21 protein-coding genes are annotated in these 21,250 nt (G+C 66.5%); 9 read left to right on the top strand and 12 right to left on the bottom strand.

Going from position 1 to position 21,250, the window contains the following annotated elements; all coding sequences use genetic code 11:
- Nucleotides 1-10: 10 nt before the first annotated feature.
- The 10 genes from GOALK_RS17265 to GOALK_RS17220 form a co-directional block, all read right to left on the bottom strand.
- Nucleotides 11-1,036, bottom strand: a complete 1,026-nt coding sequence (locus tag GOALK_RS17265; protein ID WP_006360130.1) for an NAD(P)-dependent alcohol dehydrogenase — start codon at nt 1,034-1,036, stop codon at nt 11-13.
- Nucleotides 1,037-1,039: 3 nt separating this feature from the next.
- The gene (locus GOALK_RS17260; protein WP_006360129.1) at nt 1,040-1,840 is read right to left on the bottom strand and encodes an iron-sulfur cluster assembly protein; all 801 of its coding nucleotides are present in this window, start codon (nt 1,838-1,840) and stop codon (nt 1,040-1,042) included.
- The gene (locus GOALK_RS17255; protein WP_006360128.1) at nt 1,837-2,883 is read right to left on the bottom strand and encodes an amidohydrolase family protein; all 1,047 of its coding nucleotides are present in this window, start codon (nt 2,881-2,883) and stop codon (nt 1,837-1,839) included. The genes GOALK_RS17260 and GOALK_RS17255 overlap by 4 nt, the downstream gene beginning before the upstream one ends.
- A gap of 155 nt (nt 2,884-3,038) precedes the next feature.
- Nucleotides 3,039-3,386 carry a propane 2-monooxygenase effector subunit MimD gene (gene mimD, locus GOALK_RS17250; RefSeq protein WP_006360127.1) on the bottom strand — a complete coding sequence of 116 codons (348 nt, stop codon included), beginning with the start codon at nt 3,384-3,386 and terminating at the stop codon, nt 3,039-3,041.
- Complete coding sequence (locus GOALK_RS17245; protein WP_006360126.1) at nt 3,383-4,513, bottom strand: aromatic/alkene monooxygenase hydroxylase subunit beta; 1,131 nt, start codon at nt 4,511-4,513, stop codon at nt 3,383-3,385. The genes mimD and GOALK_RS17245 overlap by 4 nt, the downstream gene beginning before the upstream one ends.
- 28 nt (nt 4,514-4,541) lie before the next feature.
- On the bottom strand, nt 4,542-5,582 hold the full coding sequence (locus GOALK_RS17240; protein WP_006360125.1) for a 2Fe-2S iron-sulfur cluster-binding protein: 1,041 nt from the start codon (nt 5,580-5,582) through the stop codon (nt 4,542-4,544).
- 135 nt (nt 5,583-5,717) lie between these two features.
- Entirely contained in the window at nt 5,718-7,355 is a 1,638-nt protein-coding gene (locus GOALK_RS17235) for an aromatic/alkene/methane monooxygenase hydroxylase/oxygenase subunit alpha (RefSeq protein WP_006360124.1), read from the bottom strand.
- A 189-nt stretch (nt 7,356-7,544) separates the two neighbouring features.
- Nucleotides 7,545-8,684, bottom strand: coding sequence for a helix-turn-helix transcriptional regulator (locus tag GOALK_RS17230; RefSeq protein WP_006360123.1), 1,140 nt, complete (start codon nt 8,682-8,684; stop codon nt 7,545-7,547).
- Nucleotides 8,685-8,716: 32 nt separating this feature from the next.
- The gene (locus GOALK_RS17225; RefSeq protein WP_006360122.1) at nt 8,717-10,099 is read right to left on the bottom strand and encodes an FAD-binding oxidoreductase; all 1,383 of its coding nucleotides are present in this window, start codon (nt 10,097-10,099) and stop codon (nt 8,717-8,719) included.
- Nucleotides 10,100-10,449: 350 nt separating this feature from the next.
- Nucleotides 10,450-11,643 carry an aminotransferase class I/II-fold pyridoxal phosphate-dependent enzyme gene (locus tag GOALK_RS17220; protein WP_006360121.1) on the bottom strand — a complete coding sequence of 398 codons (1,194 nt, stop codon included), beginning with the start codon at nt 11,641-11,643 and terminating at the stop codon, nt 10,450-10,452.
- A 60-nt stretch (nt 11,644-11,703) separates the two neighbouring features.
- Here GOALK_RS17220 and GOALK_RS17215 point away from each other — a divergent pair, with 60 nt between their 5' ends.
- Nucleotides 11,704-12,177, top strand: coding sequence for an NUDIX hydrolase (locus GOALK_RS17215; protein ID WP_006360120.1), 474 nt, complete (start codon nt 11,704-11,706; stop codon nt 12,175-12,177).
- Between the two features lie 87 nt (nt 12,178-12,264).
- Nucleotides 12,265-12,459, top strand: a complete 195-nt coding sequence (locus GOALK_RS17210; protein WP_006360119.1) for a hypothetical protein — start codon at nt 12,265-12,267, stop codon at nt 12,457-12,459.
- 18 nt (nt 12,460-12,477) lie between these two features.
- On the opposite strand, the gene GOALK_RS17205 is transcribed toward GOALK_RS17210, so the two are convergent.
- Nucleotides 12,478-13,116, bottom strand: a complete 639-nt coding sequence (locus GOALK_RS17205) for a hypothetical protein (protein ID WP_006360118.1) — start codon at nt 13,114-13,116, stop codon at nt 12,478-12,480.
- Nucleotides 13,117-13,649: 533 nt separating this feature from the next.
- A complete protein-coding gene (locus GOALK_RS24360) occupies nt 13,650-14,159 on the bottom strand; it encodes a hypothetical protein (RefSeq protein ID WP_232283186.1) in 510 nt (169 codons plus the stop codon).
- Between GOALK_RS24360 and GOALK_RS24355 the strand changes: the two genes are divergently transcribed.
- From GOALK_RS24355 to malQ, 7 genes are all read left to right on the top strand, one after another.
- Nucleotides 14,149-14,844 carry a hypothetical protein gene (locus GOALK_RS24355; protein ID WP_232283185.1) on the top strand — a complete coding sequence of 232 codons (696 nt, stop codon included), beginning with the start codon at nt 14,149-14,151 and terminating at the stop codon, nt 14,842-14,844. The genes GOALK_RS24360 and GOALK_RS24355 overlap by 11 nt on opposite strands.
- Before the next feature lie 97 nt (nt 14,845-14,941).
- Nucleotides 14,942-15,808 (top strand): ParA family protein, encoded by an 867-nt coding sequence (locus tag GOALK_RS17195; protein ID WP_006360116.1) that lies wholly within the window; start codon nt 14,942-14,944, stop codon nt 15,806-15,808.
- 119 nt (nt 15,809-15,927) lie between these two features.
- Nucleotides 15,928-16,377, top strand: a complete 450-nt coding sequence (locus GOALK_RS17190; RefSeq protein WP_006360115.1) for a lipoprotein LpqH — start codon at nt 15,928-15,930, stop codon at nt 16,375-16,377.
- A gap of 206 nt (nt 16,378-16,583) precedes the next feature.
- Complete coding sequence (locus GOALK_RS17185) at nt 16,584-16,859, top strand: GlsB/YeaQ/YmgE family stress response membrane protein (RefSeq protein ID WP_006360114.1); 276 nt, start codon at nt 16,584-16,586, stop codon at nt 16,857-16,859.
- Nucleotides 16,860-16,986: 127 nt separating this feature from the next.
- Entirely contained in the window at nt 16,987-17,640 is a 654-nt protein-coding gene (locus GOALK_RS17180) for an NAD(P)H-binding protein (protein ID WP_006360113.1), read from the top strand.
- Nucleotides 17,641-17,644: 4 nt separating this feature from the next.
- Nucleotides 17,645-19,063, top strand: coding sequence for an FAD-binding oxidoreductase (locus tag GOALK_RS17175; RefSeq protein WP_006360112.1), 1,419 nt, complete (start codon nt 17,645-17,647; stop codon nt 19,061-19,063).
- A gap of 12 nt (nt 19,064-19,075) precedes the next feature.
- Nucleotides 19,076-21,217, top strand: coding sequence for a 4-alpha-glucanotransferase (malQ, locus tag GOALK_RS17170; protein ID WP_081474366.1), 2,142 nt, complete (start codon nt 19,076-19,078; stop codon nt 21,215-21,217).
- Nucleotides 21,218-21,250: the final 33 nt, after the last annotated feature.

Genomic DNA, 21,250 nt, shown 5'->3' with positions numbered 1-21,250 from the left:
AATCGAAGGGTCAGGGCACGAGGATCGCGCGACCGCGCACGCGGCCGGCGTCGAGATCGTCCAGTGCCTGCTGGAAATCGGCGAGGGCGTAGGTGCTGGTGTGCAGCTTCACCTTTCCCCGGGCGGCGAGGTCCATCAGCTCACCGAGGTCGTTGTAGGAACCGACCAGGTTGCCGATGAAGTTGATCTCGGTGGAGATCACGTCGATGGTGGGGACGTCGATGTTCTCGCCGTAGCCGACCACGAAGAAGCTGCCGGCGCGGCGCAGCATCGCGGTTCCCTCGGCGGTCGCCCCGCCCTCGCCGACGAAGTCGAGCACGGCCTCGGCACCGTGTCCGTCCGTCAGGTCGAGGACCTGTTGCACATGTGTTCCGTCGGCGACGATGCCGATCTCGGCACCCACCTCCGTGGCGAGTTCCACCGCATCCGGGTTCCGGTCGACGACGACGATCCGCAGGGCGGAGATCGCGGCCAACACCTGGATTCCGATGTGTCCCAGACCTCCTGCGCCGATGACCACGCAGGTGTCGCCGGGCCGCGTCATCCGCGCGACCTTGGCGGCCGCGTGGTAGGCGGTGAGGCCGGCGTCGGCCAACGCCGCCACGTCGGCGGGTTCGAGGGAGTCGTCGATCTTCACGACGCTGCGTGCGGTCGTCTTGAGGAACTCCGCGTAACCGCCGTCGGTGTCGATGCCGGGGAACCGGCTGTTCTCGCAGTGGACGTCGTCGCCGAACCGGCAGGCCCGGCAGAGTCCACAGGTGATCAGCGGATGCAGGATCACCTTGTCCCCGACGGCGACGTTGGTGACCGCGTCACCGATGGCCTCGACCCAGCCGGCGTTCTCGTGGCCGATCGTGTAGGGAAGGTCGACACCGCTCTTCGCCTCCCACTGGCCCTCGAGGATGTGCAGGTCGGTGCGGCAGACACCGGCACCACCGATCCGGACGATGACGTCGTGCGGCCCGGTGATCTCAGGGGCCGGGACCTCGTTGAGTTGCAGTTTGTCGTGGTAGCCGACGACCTGGACTGCGCGCATGGCTTACTCCTGTTCGCTTCGGTGGTGTGCGCGAGGGGTTTCGCGGAGGTTGGTGATGACCGGGCCGCTGGCCCCGTCGCATTCGTCGTCGTCGGCATAGCGGGTGGCGAGCAGACCACGACAGAAATGGCTGTTGCCCTCCATCGAGATGCGCACGGACCGTGCGAATCTCAACCGCATCGGGATCTGGTCGGCCGGCAGCGTGTGCCCCTCCTCGTCGACGACGACGAGGCTGTTGGGGCATATGCTGAGGCCCAGCTCCAACCGGCGTCGGAGGAGCGCCGCCTTGTGGCGACCGCGTGGTACATCCCGCAGCGCCAGCCGATCCACGTCGGCCACGGTGACCCGACCGGCAGCGATCTCGGCGGCCACACATCGTTCCATCGCGGCGGTGTGGGCCTTGCGCTGGAAGGTCAGGCGCAGCTCGTCGAGGCTGTCGAGGGCCTCGACGCCGAAGGTGCCCTTGTATCCGGCACGGGCGTCGAGTCCGGCGTTGATCTTGTCGCTGTCGTGATGATCGTCGAGCAGCACCCGGACCTGCCCGACGCCGTTGACGTCCTCGAGCGCGTCGAGTGCATCCGACCCCATCAGGTAGGCGAAGTTGGGCGAGCAGAACGACGTCGGGAGTCGTAGGTGCACGGTCACACCCGCCTCGTCGATCAGGATCGACCGCACGAATCTCAGTTCGGTGATCGGTTGGTCGAGTTCGGGATCGAGGACGGTGTCGAGCGCGGCGAGGACGTCGCGCTCGAGGTCCGTCGCGGCATCGGCGACATAACCGGGGGGAGGTGCGATCGCGGTCATGCCGTCACCGCATCCTTCGCGCCGGCGGCCACCTCGACTTCCGGATCGGCGGCGCTGGTCGGGAGCTTGAGTTCCTCCGGCACCTCGATGTGCGGGTAGAGCGCTGCCGCGTTGAGGCCGAGGATCTTCTTCTTCTGTTCGACGGTGATCGGGGCGTATTCGGTCATGTCCTCCGGGATCTGGAAGTCGACGAACCGCTCCACGAGCCACTGCGGCGTCCACAGCGCGTAGTCGCTGGCGAACAGGATCTTGTCCTCACCGATCCAGTAGAGGAGTTCGCCGATGATCTGCGCGAAGTACCGGGGCCGGGTGTGGATGAACGGGATCGCCACGGCGAGACCGCCGAACACGTTGGACTCCTGGGTGGCGATCCAGCAGAAGTCCTCGAGCCGCGGCAGGCCGACGTGCTCGATGATGAAGTTCAGATCCGTGTAGTCGGTGGCCACCTTGTCGACGTCGGCCACGTCGAAGGCATCCCGGTCGAGGGGCCGGATGGTGGGTCCCTTGTGGACGTGGATGTTCTTGATGCCGAGTTTGATGCACTCCTCGAGGTAGCGGCGTGACCAGGCGTCGTCGAGCTTGTAACCCCGTGAGTCGCCGATCCATTCGGCGGTGTACAGCTTCACGCCCTTGAGGTTCATGTTGTCGGCGTCCTTGCGGAGCTGCTCGAGGCCGGCCTCGCCGTGGCGGGGATCGTAGGCGTGGTTGTAGGTGAGCAGCTTCGGGTTGTCCTCGCACAGCTTCAGCGAGTCGTCGACCTGGGCGAAACCGTTGACGTAGAAGTCCTTCAGGATCGTCGCCTGGAAGATGGCGTGATCGGCCGGGCCCTCCTCGAACAGGTCGCGCATCAGCCGGTCGGGACCGTAGTAGGTGTAGGTGTCGTAGTCCCAGACCTCTTCCTCGGGGCTGAGATTGCGGTGGTAATCGTAGAAGCAATCGATGAACTGCTTGCCGTGGATGTTGCGCTGATTGGATTCACGGGCGTCCCAGAGGTGGACGTGTGCGTCGACGATGAAGTACTTGTCGCCATTCTTCTCGTACATCGATGACTCCTTGATCGTTCTCGGTGGAAGCGGGCTGCATCCGATGGGGTTGGCGGGGATCGAGAGTTGTTGCCGGCGGGGACTTCTGGGGTGCGTCGTGGCCGCCGGGGGTCCTCGCCGGCGGCCACGACGCAGATCGGGGGTGGGGCCTGCGCTCAGCTGGACGCGGTGAGATCGAACCCGATGAACTCGGCGGCGTCCTCGGGGCTCGCGAACAGGAAGGTCCGGTCGTCGAGGTGCACCATTCGCCCGTAGTGGGTGGAGCTGATCTCCTCGAAGATCGATCCGTCGAACTCCTGACCCAGGGCGTCGGTGAGCTCGTCGTAGTCGAACTCGAGCCGGTTGACGCCGTCGACGCGGATCATCGACGGGTACTCGGTGAGTTCGACACCCTCCTTGGCGCCCATGACGTCGGCGACGACGCGGCCGATGGGCGTGTTCATCAGGGTGACGCCGCACATGTTGGAGAACTCGGTCTGTGCGCCGAATTGCATGCTGCTCATTGGTTCAGCTCCTCGGGGATGTCGACTTCGATGGCTTTGAGGACGTCACGGAACTTCTCGGTCGCGGCCTCGAGGCTCGTGGCGAAGGTGACCGACTTGTCCGCCGGCTGCGACCAGATCGGTTGCAGCCCACGCGCAGCGTCGAGGCAGCGCGGCACCCATTCCGACAGCCACTCGCCGAACAGTGCCCGGTTCTGCGCGCCGTACTCTTCGTCGCGGGAGAGCATCAGGAACAGGGCCCGGGTGTAGTTCAGGTCGCGGTCGTAGTCGTACTCACCGGTGCCGACGATGGTCGGGGTGATGTAGTCGCCGTTGCGCGCCGCGACCTGCATGATCAGCTCGGTCCGGAACAGCGACCCGACGAGCTGCTCGAAGACGATGTTGGTGCAGAACAACAGCTTCGCCCAGTCGCCGATCGCGGTCAGCCGCTCGACGGCTTCGCGGGTCGGTTGCCATTCCGGCGCCGACTGCCAGACCTCCTTGTGTGCCGACCCGTCGAAGGCCTCTTCGGCCTCGGCGAGATCGAGGTTGAACAGCGCGAGGTCCTGGGCGAAACGCAGCTTGTGCGCCGCACTGACCGCGACGGCGTTGTTGATCATGTTGGTCGGCGCCGACCGCTGGATCGAGGTGAACACGTGCAGGCCCATGCCGCTCTCGGCGTGCATCCAGGCACCGAGGTTGCGCTCGATGAACTTGAGCCACGAAGGATTCCAGCCGTCGTACACGCGGGCCCGCTTGGCATTCTGCAGACACAGATCGACCTGGTGGACCACCGCCGAGTTGTTGCGGAAGATGGTCTGTTCCCACTCCTCGTTGGGATCGAGGAAGGCGTGCCAGTTGCTCGACTTCGCGGCCGTCCACTCCTGCGGATAACCGCCTGGACCGTTGCCGAAGCCGTAGATCCAGCCCTGGGTCAGGTGACGTTCCGGGTCGGGCTGTACGTCGACGGTGACATCCTCATAGACCGTTGCCCGCTTCTTGGCCGGCTGATAGTAGCTGTACCTGCGGCTCTTGCTGCTCGGGAATTCCTTGGCGCCGGCTTCGGCGTCGGTGAATTCGATGGTCGGGAAACTACGTTCGCGCTGCGGAGATCCAGGTGAGGATTTCGGTGCGGTGGGTGCGGACATACCTTTCGTTCCTGTCGTTAAGCGACTTCTAGTCGAAAGCCGGGCTGGTGAACTTGTCGTAGAAGGTCTGGTCCCGGGGGACCGAATGCTGGTCGGCGAGAGCGAGAGCCGCATCGACCATGGGTGGGGGGCCGCAGAAATACACCTCCGTTCGGGCGAGATCGGATTCGCGAGATTCGACGATGTCGGTGACATTGCCCTGCGCGACCTCGACCCCGTCGGGTGCGCCGTCGGCGGACTCCGACAGGCAGGCGAGGAACCGGAAGTCGGCGATCTTCTCGCCGAGCGCGGCGATCTCGTCGAGATAGAACAGATCCGCCGGGGTCCGGGCACCGTAGTAGAAACGCACCGGCCGGTTCAGGCCGGTCTCGCTGATGTGACGCAGCAGTGAGAGCAACGGAGCCATGCCGGCTCCGCCACCGATACAGATGATCGGCAGCACATGGCCGTTGCGCAGCGTGCACGACCCGTACGGACCGTTGATCATGATCTCGTCGCCGGGAGCCAGTCCCTTCTCGAGGAGGCCGGCGAAGAGACCGCCCGGATACTTCTTGATCAGGAACTCCAGCTTGTCCGGGGTGGCCTGGGTGGTTGCGATCGAGAAGGAGCGCTTCTCGTCGGTGCCTGGGACCGAGAGGTCCACGTACTGACCGGGTTTGAACTCGAAGGTCTCGGGTTCGACCACGTCGAGGCGCAGCGACACGATGTCCTTGGTCACCGGTTCGATGGCGGCGACCCGGGTGCGGACGTCCTGGATCGGTGCGCCCCCGAGCAACTCGTCCTCGTCGAAGTTGAGCAGTTCGATTTCGCAGTCGCTGTAGGCGTAGGACCGGCAGAGCAGCACATAACCCTCCGCCTCCTCCGCCTCGTTGCAGGCGAAGGTGGAGTAGTCGTCCATCTGGACGTCGCCGTCGAGCATGTACGACTTACACGCCGAGCACCGGCCTTCGCGGCACCCGTGCATCAGGTGGATACCCTGCCGGAACGCGGCGTCGAGGATGGACTCGTCCTCGGTGACCTCCATCTCGATGTCGACGGGGGCGAAGTTGATGCGATGTGTGTCGGCCACTGGAACTCCTGTCTGAAAGGGGGAGATGCTGCGCTCCTCAGGGAGCTGGGGGAGGCGACGGCTTGCGGTCGTCACCGCTCCCTGAGGAGCGAGCGTGCGAGCGACCCTGCGGAGGGGACGCTCACCTGCGTGCCGTCAGGCCGGCACGGCCCCATTGGGATTCGCGCGATACGCCGCGATGTGCGCATCCCGCTCCGCGTCGGACATCTCGTTCAGCAACACGTTGGGACTGTTGAAGACGTTGCCGCGGACGTCGTCGAGCGTCCACATCTTCTTGGGGTCCAGGTCGAGGTGAGGCTGCGGGATGAGGGTCTTGCCGTCGTCGCGGACGTAGCCCAGGTTCTCGATGATGTCGGCGAGATCCTTGCCGTGATGCAGGGTTTCCCATTCGCGGAACCCGGTGAGCCGTCCCATGTTCGGGGTGTCCCGGCCGTCGTAGTGATCGCGGAAGGCGACCGCGTCGGTCCAGTGGCAGGTCTCCGAGCAGTAGGTGCGCCACTGGTCGTCGACCTTGTCGACCACCATGTCCTCACGGATCAGGCACGGCACCATGCAGGTCCAGCAGCGGTGCGGGTACTCGTAGCCGACGTCCTCGAAGGCGATCGGCTTGTTGCGGCCCGGGTAGGCGAGGCGGTTGTAGTTCTCCCACCACTTGCCGAACTTGTTGTACCAGCCGGGGTACTTCTCCTCGAACCATTCGAAGTCCTTGTCGGTCATGGCGTCGATGCGCCAGTAGTTGACCGGCCAGCCGGTGGCGAAGAAGCGTGCCACCTCGTGGACATAGTGCTTGTTGGTGATCCGGTTCCAGGCCTCCTCGACCAGATCGTGTGGGATGGTGAGCCCGTACTTCTCCAGCGGCAGAAGGTAACTGCGGTAGTAGTCGTCGTAGATCCACCGACGCCACATCTCCGCGTAGCTCTCCCGGTCCTTGCGGCGGTCCTTGGTGCCGTACTCGATGAAGGTGCCGATCGCCGCGTCGACGACGCAGTGGTTGTTCCACCAGGCGTACCGCAGATCACGTTCCAGCAGAGGACGATTGCGTTCGTCGGCAAGGGCCATCAGCAGGATGGAGTAGCCGTTGGAGATGTGCCGCGACTCGTCGGACTGCACCGAGTGGAAGACGGTGGGGAGCAGGTAGTCGCCGTTGGCGGCCGCTTCGTCGGGCATTGCGACGAACAGGGTGTTGGTGAAGGCGGTCTCGGCGACGACGGTGAGGTAGATGTTGGCCGCGGTGATGGCGTCACCCGTGATGAAGCCCTCGCCGAACTGGCGGCCGATGGTGCCGGCGTAGTTGTTGGCGAAGGCCTTCTCGGTGATGTCGAAGCCGGCCGGGTCGATGTAGTTGTTCATGTACAGCTTCTTGAGGTTCATCTGGATCGTCGAATGACGGACCTCGTCGATCATCTGCACAGCCAGCCCGTTGTGGATCTCGGGGTTGGGTACCGCGTCGATGGCCATCGGCATCGCGCGGGCCGCCGAGATCTCGGGGAAGGGGATGATCGACAGGAACAGCTTCTGCCATTCCAGCCACCGTTCCTGGACCTGGCGGAACATGTTGCCGCGGATGGCGCCGTCCATGGCGCCGTACACACGGTTGTCCTTCTCCTCCTCCATCGGGAAGTACGACCGCATGATCTGCTTCAGCGGGTCTTTCTTGGGGGCCTTCTCGAAGGTGTAGTCGGTTCCGAATCGAGTGGCCGGGGTTGCGAAGGTCGGCTCCCAGGACAACTCGGTGATCTTCGCATGTGCTTTGGTCAAGCTCTGCCTGCTCAAAGTGCGCCTCCTCTTAGAGGGAGCCGACGGGTGTGCCGGCCCGTATGGACTGGAGCGACTTCGATACAACCGTGTGATGCAGGTAACAAACGTCTCACTGTGAGACGACCGACCGAGTCGGGTGGTCTGCGGACGGAAAAGGGAGGGTCCGCGATGCGGACCCTCCGGGAATGTGCAGGTAAGTTGTGGTTACTCGGCCGCCGTGTACGAGCCGGACGGCGTCAGCGGATCGTTGAGACGCTGGGCGTACTGGTCGAAGTAGACGCGGGCGATCAATTCGCGACGGCTCCGGACCCCGGCCTTGTCGAAGATCGACTTCAGGTGATCCTGCACCGTGTACGCCGACACGTGCAGGGTGGCGGCGATGTCCTTGGTGGCGACGTTCTGCAACACCATCTGGGTCACGTCACGCTCACGCGCGGTGAGCCCAAAGGCTTCGACGACCAGGGGGATGATCTCCGGCGGGCGCGCCTCCTCGATCGTGACGACGACCTCGCCCGGACGGCCGTCGGCCGAGGACAGCGGGGATGCGTTGATGACGAGCCACATTCCCGACCGGCCGCGGACCCGCAGGCGCGGCGGTACCTGCGTCTCGCCTGCGCCGTAGCGTCGTGCAGCACCGATCAGGCCGTAGATGGGGTTGGCCGCCGCTGCACTGTTCGGTCCGGCTGCGAGGTCGTCGATGCGCTCCTGGCTGCCGGCGCTCATCTGCACGATCTCGTTGTTGCGATCGATGATCAGCACGGCGGGTCCGCTGGTGATCGAGGGGCGCTGTTCGGCGACGACCGTGCTGAGCAATCCGATCCGAACCCCGTGGGCGAGCGTCTGCGACAGCGAACCGAGAAAGCCGATCTCGTCCTCGGTGAACGGGCGGCAGCCCGCTCCGCTGCGGAACATCGCGATCCCGGCCCACACCCGGTCCCCGTCGCGGAGCACGACGCGCGCCTCGTCGTGGAAGCAGTACTCCGGGATCATGAGTTGCGTCATGCGTTCGGACTGCTGGGTCCGGCCCCGGGTCAGGAGGTTGAGGCCGACGGCATCGCGCTTCTGCGCCACCAGTTCTCGGTAACTGGAGGGCTCGACCTGTCCGTACTCGAGGAGACCCCATTCCGGGTCCTTGTGGTCCTGACCGAGCAGGTCCCCGTACTTGCGGGCGGAGGTCAGCATCACGGTGTTGGGGTCGAAGGTGCCGATGCAGGCGGCATCGATCGGGACCGCACGGCGCAACGAATCCACGGTTTCCGCGAAGAAGTCGTCGAGGCCGAGGCCGGCGTGCGCCACGACTTCGATGTCGCGACGCACGCGCTCGGCGGTCAGACTCGATGTCATTCCGCAATCATGTTCCTGAGCTGCACCGATGTCTATCCCACAAAGTTGGGATCATCCACCCGGAGGACCCCGATCGGATCATGACGGCGGCGGATCGTCTCCAGGCGTACCCGCTGCTCGGGTGTCCAGAGCTGCTCGCGTTCGGCGGCACCGAGTCCGCAGAAGTTCAGCAGCGCACCCGCCGACCACGGTGAGACGGCCCGGGTGACCGCGGTCAGATGCGATCCGACCTGGTCGCCGAGGGGGCCGGCGGGCACACCGATCGCGATGACGTTGAAGGCGCCGTGGCGTCCGGCGACCGCGTTGGGAACACGCTGCGGCCGCGTCAGTGCGCCGCCCATCAGACGGACCTCGACGATGGCCAGAGGGCTCGCGACGTGCGGTCCGGCGACCTCGAGGAGGGCGTCGACGGCCGCCGCGGGGAACTCGCGCACGATGCTGCCGCGCTCGGCGGACGGCATCGGGCCGGGCGGGTCCATGTGAACGGCGTCGAGAGCGGCGGTCGGCAGCACGTCGATGTTCTCGAGAAGAATGGGGCCCGCCGAGCGCATCGGGGCGAGAAGCGCTGCCGCGGCGGCCGGGTCGCCGGTGTGGGTGTAGCGGACGTGCACCGCGAGCTGGCCCTGCAGCGGGGCAGGCAGGCCGGGATCCGGCGGGAGGCGCAGGATCGCGACCGAGGTCCCGGCCTCCTCCGGGAGGGTCGGCGCCCACTCACGCCAGGCGTGGAGCACATCGGCCGCCGCCGAACCGGCGAAGAAGATGCCGCCGCCGTAGACGGTGGGGAGTTCGAAGAGATCGAACTCGATGGCGGTGACGATGCCGAAACCGTCGCGTCCACCGAGGATCGCCCAGTACAGGTCCGAACCGGCCGAGGGGTCGACCGTTCGGATGATCCCGTCCGCGGTCACCAGTTCGATCGATCGGACATGGTCTGCAGCCCAACCGAATCGGCGTCCGAGCGGGCTGAGGCCGCCGCCGAGGTGGTAGCCGACCACGCCGACCGACGACGACGAACCGACGAGGCCGGTCAGTCCGTGGGGCGCGGTCGCCGCGGCGAGGTCACGCCAGCGGACGCCGGCACCGACGCGGGCGGTCCTGGCAACCGGGTCGACGACGATGTCGGTCATCCGCGAGGTGGTGATGACAACGGTGCCACGCCCCTCGATCGGGGCCCCGTGTCCGGTGGCCCGGGCGCCGACCCGAAGTCCGTTGGCCCGCGCGTATCGCACTGCGGCGGCGACGTCTTCGGCGCCGGTCGCGCCGACGACGACCTGGGCGGCAGGGATGGTCACCAGGTTGAAGCCGGTCAGCTCGGCGGTGTAACCGTCGTCGGTCGGCGTCAGGACGGGGCCCGCGACGGTGGTGACGAGCGCGTCGAGGTCGGTGAAATCGATCGGTTCGGAGGTGATGGACACAGTGTTGTTCCTTCGCGGGTCGGTGATCGGAGCGGATGGTGGCGCAGGGTCGGGTGCGGTGATCCGTACCGCGGGTCCCGATGTGTTCATGACACTCAGAGTCGCTGAGCACCTTTTGTTCCCGCCATCCCTCGAACACCGGAGATGTTGCGGCGGAACCTCTGGAACCGGTGCGCCCCCAGGTTTCTGGGAGTCCGGTCGTCAGGTTCAGCCGGCCGGCCCGGCGTGATCCCGGAACTGACCGACGACGCCGAATTCACCCAATGTTCGCGGCCGTCCGCTCGCAACGGACAGTGCCCGAAGAGCGTTGCAGACCAAGCGCTTTCCGTGGGGTCGACGTCAGTCGCGGATCATGCGGGGTTTCCGGCCCGCACGAAGGCCCCGAGCCGATCGATCGCGAGAGCGAGATCCTCGGTCGACGCCGCATAGGACAGCCGGACGAAGCGATCGGCCCCGGCGAATCCGAAATCCTTTCCCGGCGTGAGGGCGACGTGCGCGTCGCGTAGGGCACGGTCGCAGAACTCCGCCGAACTCAGCCCGGTCGAACTCACGTCGAGGTAGACGTAGAACGCCCCGTCGGGGACGACCGGTACGTCGAGCCCGATCCGCGCGAGTCCGTCGATGACGAGATCCCGGCGGCGTGCGAACTCGCGACGGTTGTCCTCGGCGACGGCCAGGGACTCCGGGGTGAAGCAGGCCAGCGCGGCGTACTGGGAGGGGGTGGGCGGGCAGACGTAGAAGTTCTGCGCGAGCCGTTCGATGACCCCGACCAGCTCGTCGGGCACGATGCACCAGCCCAGTCGCCAGCCGGTCATGCCGAAGTACTTGGAGAAGCTGTTGATCACGACCGTCTCGGCCGTCCCCGGGGTGTCGGTCGCCAGGATGCTGTGGGGCGCACGTCCGTCCGGCCCGGGGTCGGAGAGCCCGAGGTAGATCTCGTCGACGATGGACCAGCCGCCGCGGGCGGCGACGAGATCGGTCATGGCGACCAGCTCGTCGTAGGGCATCGAGGTGCCGGTGGGATTCGAGGGGGTGGCGACGATGACACCGCGGGTGGTGTCGGTCCAGGCCCGTTCGACGTCATCGGTGGTCAACTGGAACCGCGCCTGCGCGGTGGTCTCGATCAGGTCGACCCGCGCACCGAAGGCGTGGGCGAACTGGCGGTTGCACGGGTAGGAGGGATCCCCGATGATCACCCCGTCGCCGGGATCGATGAGCGCGGCGCACGACATGAGCAGAGCGGCCGAGGCACCGGATGTGACGGCGACCCGTCGAGGGTCGACATCCGCACCGAAGTGGTGCCCGTAGAAGCCCGCGATCGCGGCCCGCAGCTCCGGGAGTCCGAGTGCACCGGTGTACGCCAGCGGCCGGCCGTCGCTGACCTCCCGGGCCGCCGTGAGAACCGCGGGCGGCGGTCCGAAATCGGGTTCGCCGATGTTGAGCTTGACCACGTGGTGGCCCTGCGCTTCCAACTCGGCCGCATTCCGCGCGAACTCCATCGCATAGAACGGGGCGATCCCTTCGGCCCGTCGGGAGATCTTCATGAGTCACATTGTGCGCGCCGCCGCGACGCGCCCCGATGCATGGGCGTGCAGGATGTGAGGATGCCCATCCCTGACTTCATCCGCGACCTGCGTGCCCATGTCGGTCACCGCGAACTCTGGCTGTCAGGTGTCAGCGTGGTCGTCCGTGACGCCGACGGCCGCCTGCTGCTCACCCGGCGCGTCGACAACGGACAGTGGGCGGTCGTGTCCGGGGTGCTCGAACCCGGGGAGGAGCCCGCCCGCGCGGCGCTGCGCGAGGTCGCCGAGGAGACCGCCGTGACCGCTGAGATCATCCGTCTGACCAGTATCGACGTCACTCCGCTGATCACCTACCCCAACGGCGACCAGACGCGCTACCTCGACGTCTGTTTCCTCGCGAGGTACGTCGACGGCGAACCGCATGCGGCCGACGACGAGAACTCCGACGTCGCCTGGTTCGCGCCCGACGAACTGCCCGACAACCTGACCGACACCTCGCGACTGCGGATCTCCAAGGCCCTGAACGGCAATCCCGAGGCCTGGTTCCAGCGCTAGGGACGGACCTCAGGGATGTCCCTGAACTTCGCCCCATATACCGTCTGACCTGTGGCTTTTCGCGTGTTACGGGCGGAGACTCGGGGCATGAGCACATCAACGAATTCAGGAACCACGTTCTGGAAGGTCCTCGGGATCATCGCGGTCGTCCTCATCGCGCTGGCGGTGATCGGACCGCTCCTCGAGGGTCTCTTCTGGATCGCACTCATCGGGCTGGCCCTCTACGGCGGGTACATGCTGTTCCGCTCGAAGACCAAGGACGATCACCCGACTCCGCTGTGACGCAGCGTCGGTGAGCGATCAGAACCTCGGCAGCGGGTAGCAGGCCCACGGGGCGCAGATCTGCTCGGGGATCTCGATGTTCGGGAAACCCGGGACGGTCGGCCTGGCAGGTGCCTCCGACTCGGGTGCCGGCGCCGTCGGCCCGGCACCCGGAACGCTGACGCGGATCGGCGCCGCCGCCGTCGGGGTCATGTTGGTCAGCGGCGGGTTGGTTCCCCAGAACTGTTCCCGGGCGGAGCCCGGCGGCAGGGTGATGGTGGCGCAACCCCAGTAGATGTCGTAGGTCCCGTCGGGGATCGTCGTGGACCCCGTGAGCGTCGGCGGGGTGCCCGCAGTGACCCTCATCGGCACGTTCTTCGACGCACCTGGCGAGATCAGGGCGCCGAGTTCTTCCGGGGTCTGGTAACCGAAAACCACGCCCGACGCGGCGGGGGAGGTATTGGCCTTGACGCCGAAGATCTCGCAGCCGATCCGCTTGTTCGCATTGTTGGAGACCTTGAGGGTGATCGTGTTGCCGGCCAACGACGGCGAGACGGTGACATCGGCCGGGGCTGCCGACGCGGACGGTGCCAGTGCGGTGGCGAGCGCCACGGCGGCGGCGAATCCCATTCCAGCGGACAGCTTTCGGAGACGAGTGGTCCGGGGGCGAGTGGTCATGACGGTCCTTCCCTCGCGGAAGTCGTGCGGCCGCGGCCGGTGATCTGCGGGTACTTCCTGAAACGAAGGGAATGCGGATCGGTGCGTGTTTCCGGATTCCATGAAATGTGCCGATGGTGTCCGCACGGTCTCGGCGAGAATGTTCGGCGACGTCATTCTTACAGATATCGACAGTGTCGGCAGAACGGGGTCGATGCGAATCCGCGATTCTGCGCGCGTGTCGACGCGGGTCCCGAGGAGTCGGGCGGCCGGCTCGAGTTGACGATTCGCCCTGTGAAGTCCGCCGCCCACGAGGTAAGTTGGCTAACCAAGATAACTAAGTTGACTGACCTCGGACCGTACGGAGCGCCACCTTGACCGTCCTCGATGATCACCTCGATGCCCTCGCCCCGCCCCCTGCGCCGGACGCCCCGGTGGATCCTGTGCTGGGACGCCCGCTCCGGCCGGCCCCGGCGCTGCGGCCGAAGTTCAATCCGGACTGGACGCCGGCTCGTCATCGACTCCTCGACGGCTGGGTCGACGTACAGGACCGACTACCCGAGACCGAGGGCATCGTCGCCCGCGCGAAGGACCACCTCTGGGTCGGCGACCCGGAGATGGATGCGGTGGTTCAGATGTTCCGCAGGCTGCCCCCGCGAACCGGCCGGCAGATGTTCGAAGACGCCCTCGACAACGGTCTGGACACCATCGACAGTCCACCTGAGGAGCTCGTCGCGCTCTTCGATCACATCGACAATCCGCCGGCCTGGATCACCAAGGATCGTGTCGATCGTGGCGCGATCGTCGCGAACGGGGTGAGCCCGGCAGGCAAGGCGTCGCTGATCTTCCTCAACACCCTGGCCACCGTGCAGGGCGGTTCGGTGGGTGATGCGGTCGGAACCATGGGGCGCATGCAGCGCAACATGATCAACCGGTCGCTGGAGTCCGCCGAATTCTGGTTGCACCTGCCGGCTCCCGGCGCGCTGGATCGCTTCGGCACGGCGTTCAAAGAACGCCGTCCGGGTGCGGCTGATGCACGCACAGGCTCGTGTCATGCTGCGCAAGAAGTGGGGCGAGGAGTGGGTCGCCCAGCATGGCGTGCCGATCTCCAACGCCGAGATGTCCGGTGGGATACAGTCGTTCGGTGTCGCCAACCTCATGTACGACATCAACTACGGTCGCCACTACGACTACCGAGACCTCGAGGATCTCAACATCTTCTGGTCGTACATCGGACACATCATGGGCATCCGTGAGGCGATGATCCCACGCACGTTCGGCGAAGCGGTTGAACTGCTGGACTACGGCTATGCGGTGATGGAGCCGCCGTCGGAGTTCTCCGAGGCGCTCAACGACGTCTCCGAGATGATGCTGAACACTCTCATGAACAAGGTGCAGATTCCGCTGATCGACCCACAGGTGAAGTCGGCGATCCATCAGACGCTGCACGGCCTGTACTTCTTCATCGGCGGGACGTTCCTCGGGCGCCGCATCACGGGTACCCCCGAGCCGACCCGGATCGGACGGATCGCACCGAAACTCATCACCGCGCAGGCGAAGCTCGCGAATCTGGACCGGCGCATCCCCGGCTACTGGAAGCGGGCCGACAAGCGTCGCGCCAACGGCGACACCTACTGGGCCGTCATGCACGATGCCTTCACCAAGCTGGCCGCCGAGCAGGACGGCGGGCGCGGTCCGACCTTCGCCCACCACGACAAGCCGGTCGAGGCCCTCGGCAAGGCCGGCTGAGAGGATCGTGCAAGACCGGTCGAGAGTCGCTGCGGCGCGAGTGCCACCCGGTTAGTCTGATTCGCGACGCAGGCCCACCGACCAGACCGGGGATCCCATGCCGACGGTGATCGCGACCATCAGTCTCAAGGGCGGGGTCGGGAAGACCACGCTCACGGCCGGCCTCGCCGATTTCCTCGCCGGCGTCTTCGGCAAGAAGGTGCTCCTCGTCGATCTCGACGCCCAGACCAACCTCACGACGATGACGATCGGGGAGGACGGCTGGGAGGCCTGTAATGCCCGCGGGCACACCGTCGCGACCCTGTTCGCCGACGTTCTCGACGGCACCCGGCGGTTCGACCTGGAGAGCACCGTCCAACGGGACGTCTCGTCGATCGATGGGCTCGCGGGGATCGATCTCCTCCCGTCCTCGCTCGATCTGATCGACCTGCAGGAGGAGATGAGCGCGCGCCGAGTCGCCGCCGACGACCATCTCGCTGCCGTCGAGGTGCTGCGAGGCGCGTTGGCCCCGATCATGTCTCGCTACGACTACGTCCTCATCGACTGTCCGCCGAACGTCGGTCCGTTCAGCCTCAACGGATTGTTCATGGCCAGTGGATATCTCATCCCGACAATCCCGGACGTGTTGTCCACGTACGCGATTCCGCACATCCAGCGACAGGTCGCGGACTTCGGTGCCGAGATCGGCCGCACCATCGTCGAACTGGGTGTCGTCATCACCAAGTACCGGGCGTCGTCGTCGCTGCACCGCGACACCGTCCACCGGCTCCGGCGCGATCCGACGATCCAGAACATCCTGCCCGCATATCTCCCCGAGGCCAACGCGATCGGCGCGGCCGCGGACCACACGCGGTGGCCGGGTCTGCACGCGAAATACGGCTATCACGGGCACTACGAACAGTTCCGCGATCTGACGCGTGCGGTGATGATCGAGGCCGACGCGAAACTGCAGTCGATCGCCTGAGACCCCCTGCGGTGCCGAAGGTCCCGAGATTCAGACATTTCTGTGCCAATGCGCAGCTCACGGGCTAGATTCTTCTCAGTCCGCCAGTCGGCGGCGTTCACGACTGCCCAGGAGTTCTCATGATGAACAAGGTGCACATCGCTTCAATCCTCGGCGCGGCGGCACTGGCCGTCGCGGCAACCGCATGCGGCTCGGACGACTCGGGTTCCGGGAGTACCGACGCGGAGGCCAAGGTGACCGTCGACGGCCAGGAGGTGGAACTGGCGGACAAGACCGTCGGCTGCACCGATGCCGCCGGAAAGGTGACGATCGGAATCGGTTCCGGGTCGGGCACCTCGGGCGTCGGCGTCGTGCTGTCGTCGGGGGATTCGCCGGAGGTCGAGTCGGTCGGGCTCGGTTCCGTGGACGGCGTGACGCTCGGTTATCAGAAGGGTGTGGGTGAGGGCAGCGCCGAGGTCGACAAGGACGGCTCCACCTACAAGATCACCGGCGAGGCGTCGGGGGTCGATCTCGCCAACCCGACCGAGAAGGTGACCAAGTCCTACGAGATCGAGGTGACCTGCCCCTGAATCCGACGACGCTGCAGGTCGAACGGCCCTACCGGCGGAGAAGGTCTCGGCATGACCGTCGTACCGGTCTCGATGTGCACACAGATCCACGCGCGCAGGTTTGGTCCTGAGGTTCCTGGGTACTTTGAGTCCTGTAGCAAATCGCACGATCTGGACGATTCGGACGATTTACGCACGCAGGAGCAACAACTACCTAGGAGGCAGACATGCTGGGAATTGGCATCATTGCGTGGATCATCATCGGTGGTCTGGCCGGCTGGATCGCCAGCAAGATCATGAAGACCGATGCGCAGCAGGGGATCATCCTCAACATCATCGTCGGTGTCGTAGGCGGTCTCCTCGGCGGCTTCTTGCTGCAGCTCTTCGGCGTCGACGTCGAGGGCGCCGGATTGATCTTCAGCTTCATCACCTGCTTGATCGGCGCTTGCGTCTTGCTGTTCCTGGTCAAGCTCGTGACCGGGCGCGGCCGGACCCGCGTCTGATCGCAGCACCCACCGCGAACCCCGCCCCGGTTTCCGACGCACCTCGCGTTCGGGCCGGGGCGGTGTCGTTCGTGGATGGGTACGTTGGAGAAGAACGAGTGACGTCGACCGCGAAAGTGAGCAACCAGTGACCCGAGTGGCCATCATCGGCGGACACGGCAAGATCGCGCTGCGCCTGGCGAAGATCCTGACCGACCGAGGCGATCAGGTGACCTCGATCATCCGAAACCCAGAACACGCGCAGGACGTCGCGGAGACCGGCGCGGTACCCGTCGTCGCCGATGTGGAGACCCTCGACACGACCGGGATCGCCACGGCGATCTCCGAACACGACGCCGTGGTCTGGTCGGCGGGCGCAGGCGGGGGTGAGCCGGCACGGACCTACGCCGTCGACCGGGACGCCGCGATCCGCTCGATGGACGCCGCGGCGAAGGTCGGAATCCACCGGTACGTCATGGTCTCCTACTTCGGTGCCGGTCCCGATCACGGCGTGCCCGAGGACAATTCGTTCCACGCGTACGCCGAGGCCAAAGCGGCCGCCGACACCTATCTGAAGTCGGGCGACCTCGACTGGACGATCCTCGGACCGAGCAAACTCACCGACGAGCCGGGGACGGGCAAGATCGCCATCGGCGGCACGCGCGGCGGTGGCGACGAGGTCAGTCGCGACAACGTGGCCGCGGTCGCCGCAGCGGTTCTCGCACGACCCGAGACGGTGCACAAGGTCATCGAGTTCAACGACGGGCCCACGCCGGTCGTCGACGCGGTCGCACAGGTCTGACGCCGTGTCCGCGCATGCGGACGCCCTGCTGACACAGTTGCGCGCGGTGGTCGGCGCGGGCAACGTGCTCACCGATCCCGAGTCCATCGAGGGTTTCCTCGTCGACTGGACCGGCCGGTACCGGGGTGAGGCGGATGCGGTGGTGCGGCCGCGTACCACCGAGGAGGTCTCCCGGGTCGTCGGCGAGTGCGCCTCCATCGGCGCCCGAATCTGCGTGCAGGGCGGGAACACCGGACTCGTGGGTGGCTCGGTGCCGCCACCACGCAACGACACCGGACGGCCGGTGATCGTGTTGTCGACGGCCCGTATGACCGACATCGACGAGGTAGACGCGGTCGGCCGCTGCGTGGGTGCCCAGGCCGGTGCCACCGTCGACGCCATCGACGGCAAGGCCGCCGAGGCCGGCTTGGCCTTCCCCGTCGACCTGGCCTCCCGCGAGTCGGCCACCGCGGGCGGGGTGGTCTCGACTAATGCCGGCGGCATCCGCATGATCCGCCGTGGCAACACCCGTTCCCAGGTCCTCGGGATCGAGGCGGTCCTCGCCGACGGCCGCGTCCTGCGCCGGTGGACCTCGCTGGTGAAAGACAATGTGGGATACGACCTCCCGGCGCTCCTCGCCGGTAGCGAGGGCACCCTTGCGGTCATCACTCGCGTGCTGTTCAAACTCGTCGTGCCGCCGTCGACGGCGACCGTCGCAGTGGCCGCGGTCGAACACGTCGAGGATGCGATCGGACTGATCGCCGCCGCGTCGTCGCGCGGCCTCACCGTCGAGGCCGCCGAACTCATGACCGAGGCCGGCATCGAACTGGTGCACGAACACGGACACCGTCGGCCGACGGCGACACCCGGGCCCTTCTATGTCCTCCTCGAGGTGTCCGGGGTCGGCGACATCGAGACGACGATGGCCGAATTGCTCGGCGACACCGGCGGACTCGTCGACGCCGTCCTCGAACCGGCGCCCGCTCGAGCACTCTGGGGCGCACGCGAGAGCCACACCGAGACGATTGCCCGGTCGAGTACGACGCCGGTCGTCAAACTCGACATCTCCGTACCCATCCGCGCATTGCCGGAGACCTTCGCCGAACTGGCCGAGGTCGGTGCGGCAAGCGACTTCCCCTGTCGCCCGATCCTTTTCGGCCACGTGGGTGACGGAAACATCCACGTGAACCTGCTCGACGTCCCAGAAGAACACGCCGAAACCGTCACCGGCCGGGTCTTCGGAGTAGTCGCGGCCAACGGCGGGTCCATCAGCGCCGAACACGGCATCGGCCGCGCCAAGACTGCCTGGACGCACCTCGGCCGGTCCGACGTCGACCTCGACACCATGCGAGCGGTCAAGGCGGCCTTCGACCCACAGGGGTTGCTGAATCCGGGTGTCATCCTCGGTACCGGCGCACGCAGCGCGGACCCGCCCGAATCCTGAGACGATGGCGAGGTGGCTGACGTGATCCCGGAGAGATTGACCGAACTGGCGCATCGTCACGGTGTGGCCACCAGCTATGTGGGCTGGGACCAAGAGACCCACGAGGTGAGTACGGAGACGCTGGTCGCCGTCCTCACCGCCCTCGACGTCCCTGCGGACTCACCCGAGGCGATCGAGGAGTCGATCCGCGCGGTCGACGAGCGGCCGTGGCGCGAGTTCGTCCCGGCGGTCACGGTGGTCACCGAGGGCGGCGGCGACACGTTCTGGATCCACGTCCCGCACGGAAACCTGGTGAAGGTGTGGATCGCCACCGAGGACGGCCGCGACGTCGCGCCGGAACAACTCGACGTGTGGGTGGACCCGCGCGAGATCGACGGCGCGCTCGTCGGGCGGGCGACCTTCGCGATCCCCGACGACCTCGAACCCGGATACCACCGGATCAAGGCCCTCGACCTCGACGACTCGACGGCGTCGAGTGCACCGCTGATCGTCACCCCGCGCCGGCTGCACACCGCAGACCGGCTGCTCGGGCGGCAGCGGTGGGGCCTGGCCGTACAGCTCTACTCGATCCGTTCGGCGGACTCGTGGGGCGTCGGCGACTTCGCCGATCTGGCGGGCATCTGCGAGGTCGCGGGTAGCGCGTACGGCGCCGATTTCGTGCAGGTCAACCCGTTGCATGCGGCGCAACCGGACCCCCCGGTCGAGGCCTCGCCGTACCTGCCGGTCACACGCCGCTTCCTCAACCCGATCTACATCCGGGTCACCGACATCCCTGAACTCGACGGATTGCCGAAGGCCCAGCGCAAGTGGTTGAACAAGCTCGCCCGCGGGTTCTTGGGCGAGAACACCGCCACCGACAAGATCCGGCGCAACAAGTCCTACCGGGCCAAGCTGGAAGCACTCGAACTGATCTACGACGTGCCGCTGAGCCCCCGGCGCAAAACCGCCCTGCGCGAGTTCCGGCAGCGGGAGGGCAAAGGCCTCAAACGATTCGCCACGTGGTGCGCACTGGCCGAGCGCTACGACGCCGACGATCCCCGCTGGCAGGACAAGTTCCTCGATCCGGCACACCTGAAGAAGAAGCGCCGGAAACTGGCGCGGCGCATCGACTTCCACATCTGGCTGCAGTGGATCTGCGACGAGCAGCTCGCCACCGCGGCACATGCCGCGAAGTCCGCGGGAATGTCCATCGGCGTGATGGCCGACCTCGCGGTGGGGGTCGGCCGGCACAGCGCCGACGCCTGGGCACTCGGCCATGTGCTCGCCTCCGGGGCGACCGTGGGCGCACCGCCGGACGGCTTCAACCAGCAGGGGCAGGGCTGGGATCAGCCGCCCTGGCATCCCCGCCGTCTGGCCGAGGCCGGTTACGAGCCCTACCGCGACATGATCCGCACCGTGCTGCGTCACGCCGGCGGCGTCCGCGTCGACCACATCCTGGGACTGTTCCGGCTGTGGTGGATCCCCGACGGCATGGGACCGGCCGGCGGCACCTACGTGCACTACGACAGCGAGGCACTGATCGGCATCCTGGCCCTCGAGGCCCAGCGCGCCGATGCGGTGGTCGTCGGCGAGGACCTCGGAGTCTTCGAGCCGTCGGTGCAGGACACCTTGCGCGGGCGCGGAATCCTGGGCACGTCGATCCTGTGGTTCGAGCAGGACCGCAAGGCGGCAATCGCGCCGGAACGCTACCGCGAACTGTGCCTGACGTCGGTGACGACCCACGACCTCCCGCCGACGACGGGTTACCTGGCCGGTGACCACATCGCACTGCGGGCACGGCTGGGGCTGCTCGAGACCGGGGAGGAGGCCGAACGGGACCGCAACGAACGCGAACGCGACGCCGTCCTCGAACTCGCCTACGAGCGCGGCCTGCTGTCGCGGGACATCCCGCTGTCGGACCCGAAGGTCGTCGACGCCCTCTACGCCGTCATCGCGCACACACCGTCGGTGCTGCTGAGCGTCGCACTCGTGGACGCGGTGGGGGAGCGGCGGATTCAGAACCAGCCCGGTACGAGTGCGGAGCAGTACCCGAACTGGTGCATCCCGCTCGCCAACGCCGACGGTGAGGTGGTGCTGGTGGAGGACCTCGTCAGCAGCGTGCGCTTCCGTCAGCTGGTGAACACACTCAACGAGTACGGGGTCCCGGGCGCCTGACGGTATATCGATGGTCAGTCGCCGAGGCGCCTG

Source organism: Gordonia alkanivorans NBRC 16433 (assembly GCF_000225505.1).
Classification (GTDB): domain Bacteria; phylum Actinomycetota; class Actinomycetes; order Mycobacteriales; family Mycobacteriaceae; genus Gordonia; species Gordonia alkanivorans.
This window is presented reverse-complemented; position numbering and strand designations above follow the sequence as displayed.

Bases quoted from the DNA above. Each gene is read 5' to 3' on its own strand.
- GOALK_RS17265 (WP_006360130.1), bottom strand. From the start codon at position 1,036: ATGCGCGCAGTCCAGGTCGTCGGCTACCACGACAAACTGCAACTCAAC.
- GOALK_RS17260 (WP_006360129.1), bottom strand. From the start codon at position 1,840: ATGACCGCGATCGCACCTCCCCCCGGTTATGTCGCCGATGCCGCGACG.
- GOALK_RS17255 (WP_006360128.1), bottom strand. From the start codon at position 2,883: ATGTACGAGAAGAATGGCGACAAGTACTTCATCGTCGACGCACACGTC.
- mimD (WP_006360127.1), bottom strand. From the start codon at position 3,386: ATGAGCAGCATGCAATTCGGCGCACAGACCGAGTTCTCCAACATGTGC.
- GOALK_RS17245 (WP_006360126.1), bottom strand. From the start codon at position 4,513: ATGTCCGCACCCACCGCACCGAAATCCTCACCTGGATCTCCGCAGCGC.
- GOALK_RS17230 (WP_006360123.1), bottom strand. From the start codon at position 8,684: ATGACATCGAGTCTGACCGCCGAGCGCGTGCGTCGCGACATCGAAGTC.
- GOALK_RS17220 (WP_006360121.1), bottom strand. From the start codon at position 11,643: ATGAAGATCTCCCGACGGGCCGAAGGGATCGCCCCGTTCTATGCGATG.
- GOALK_RS17215 (WP_006360120.1), top strand. From the start codon at position 11,704: ATGCCCATCCCTGACTTCATCCGCGACCTGCGTGCCCATGTCGGTCAC.
- GOALK_RS17210 (WP_006360119.1), top strand. From the start codon at position 12,265: ATGAGCACATCAACGAATTCAGGAACCACGTTCTGGAAGGTCCTCGGG.
- GOALK_RS17205 (WP_006360118.1), bottom strand. From the start codon at position 13,116: ATGACCACTCGCCCCCGGACCACTCGTCTCCGAAAGCTGTCCGCTGGA.
- GOALK_RS24355 (WP_232283185.1), top strand. From the start codon at position 14,149: ATGCTGCGCAAGAAGTGGGGCGAGGAGTGGGTCGCCCAGCATGGCGTG.
- GOALK_RS17195 (WP_006360116.1), top strand. From the start codon at position 14,942: ATGCCGACGGTGATCGCGACCATCAGTCTCAAGGGCGGGGTCGGGAAG.
- GOALK_RS17190 (WP_006360115.1), top strand. From the start codon at position 15,928: ATGATGAACAAGGTGCACATCGCTTCAATCCTCGGCGCGGCGGCACTG.
- GOALK_RS17185 (WP_006360114.1), top strand. From the start codon at position 16,584: ATGCTGGGAATTGGCATCATTGCGTGGATCATCATCGGTGGTCTGGCC.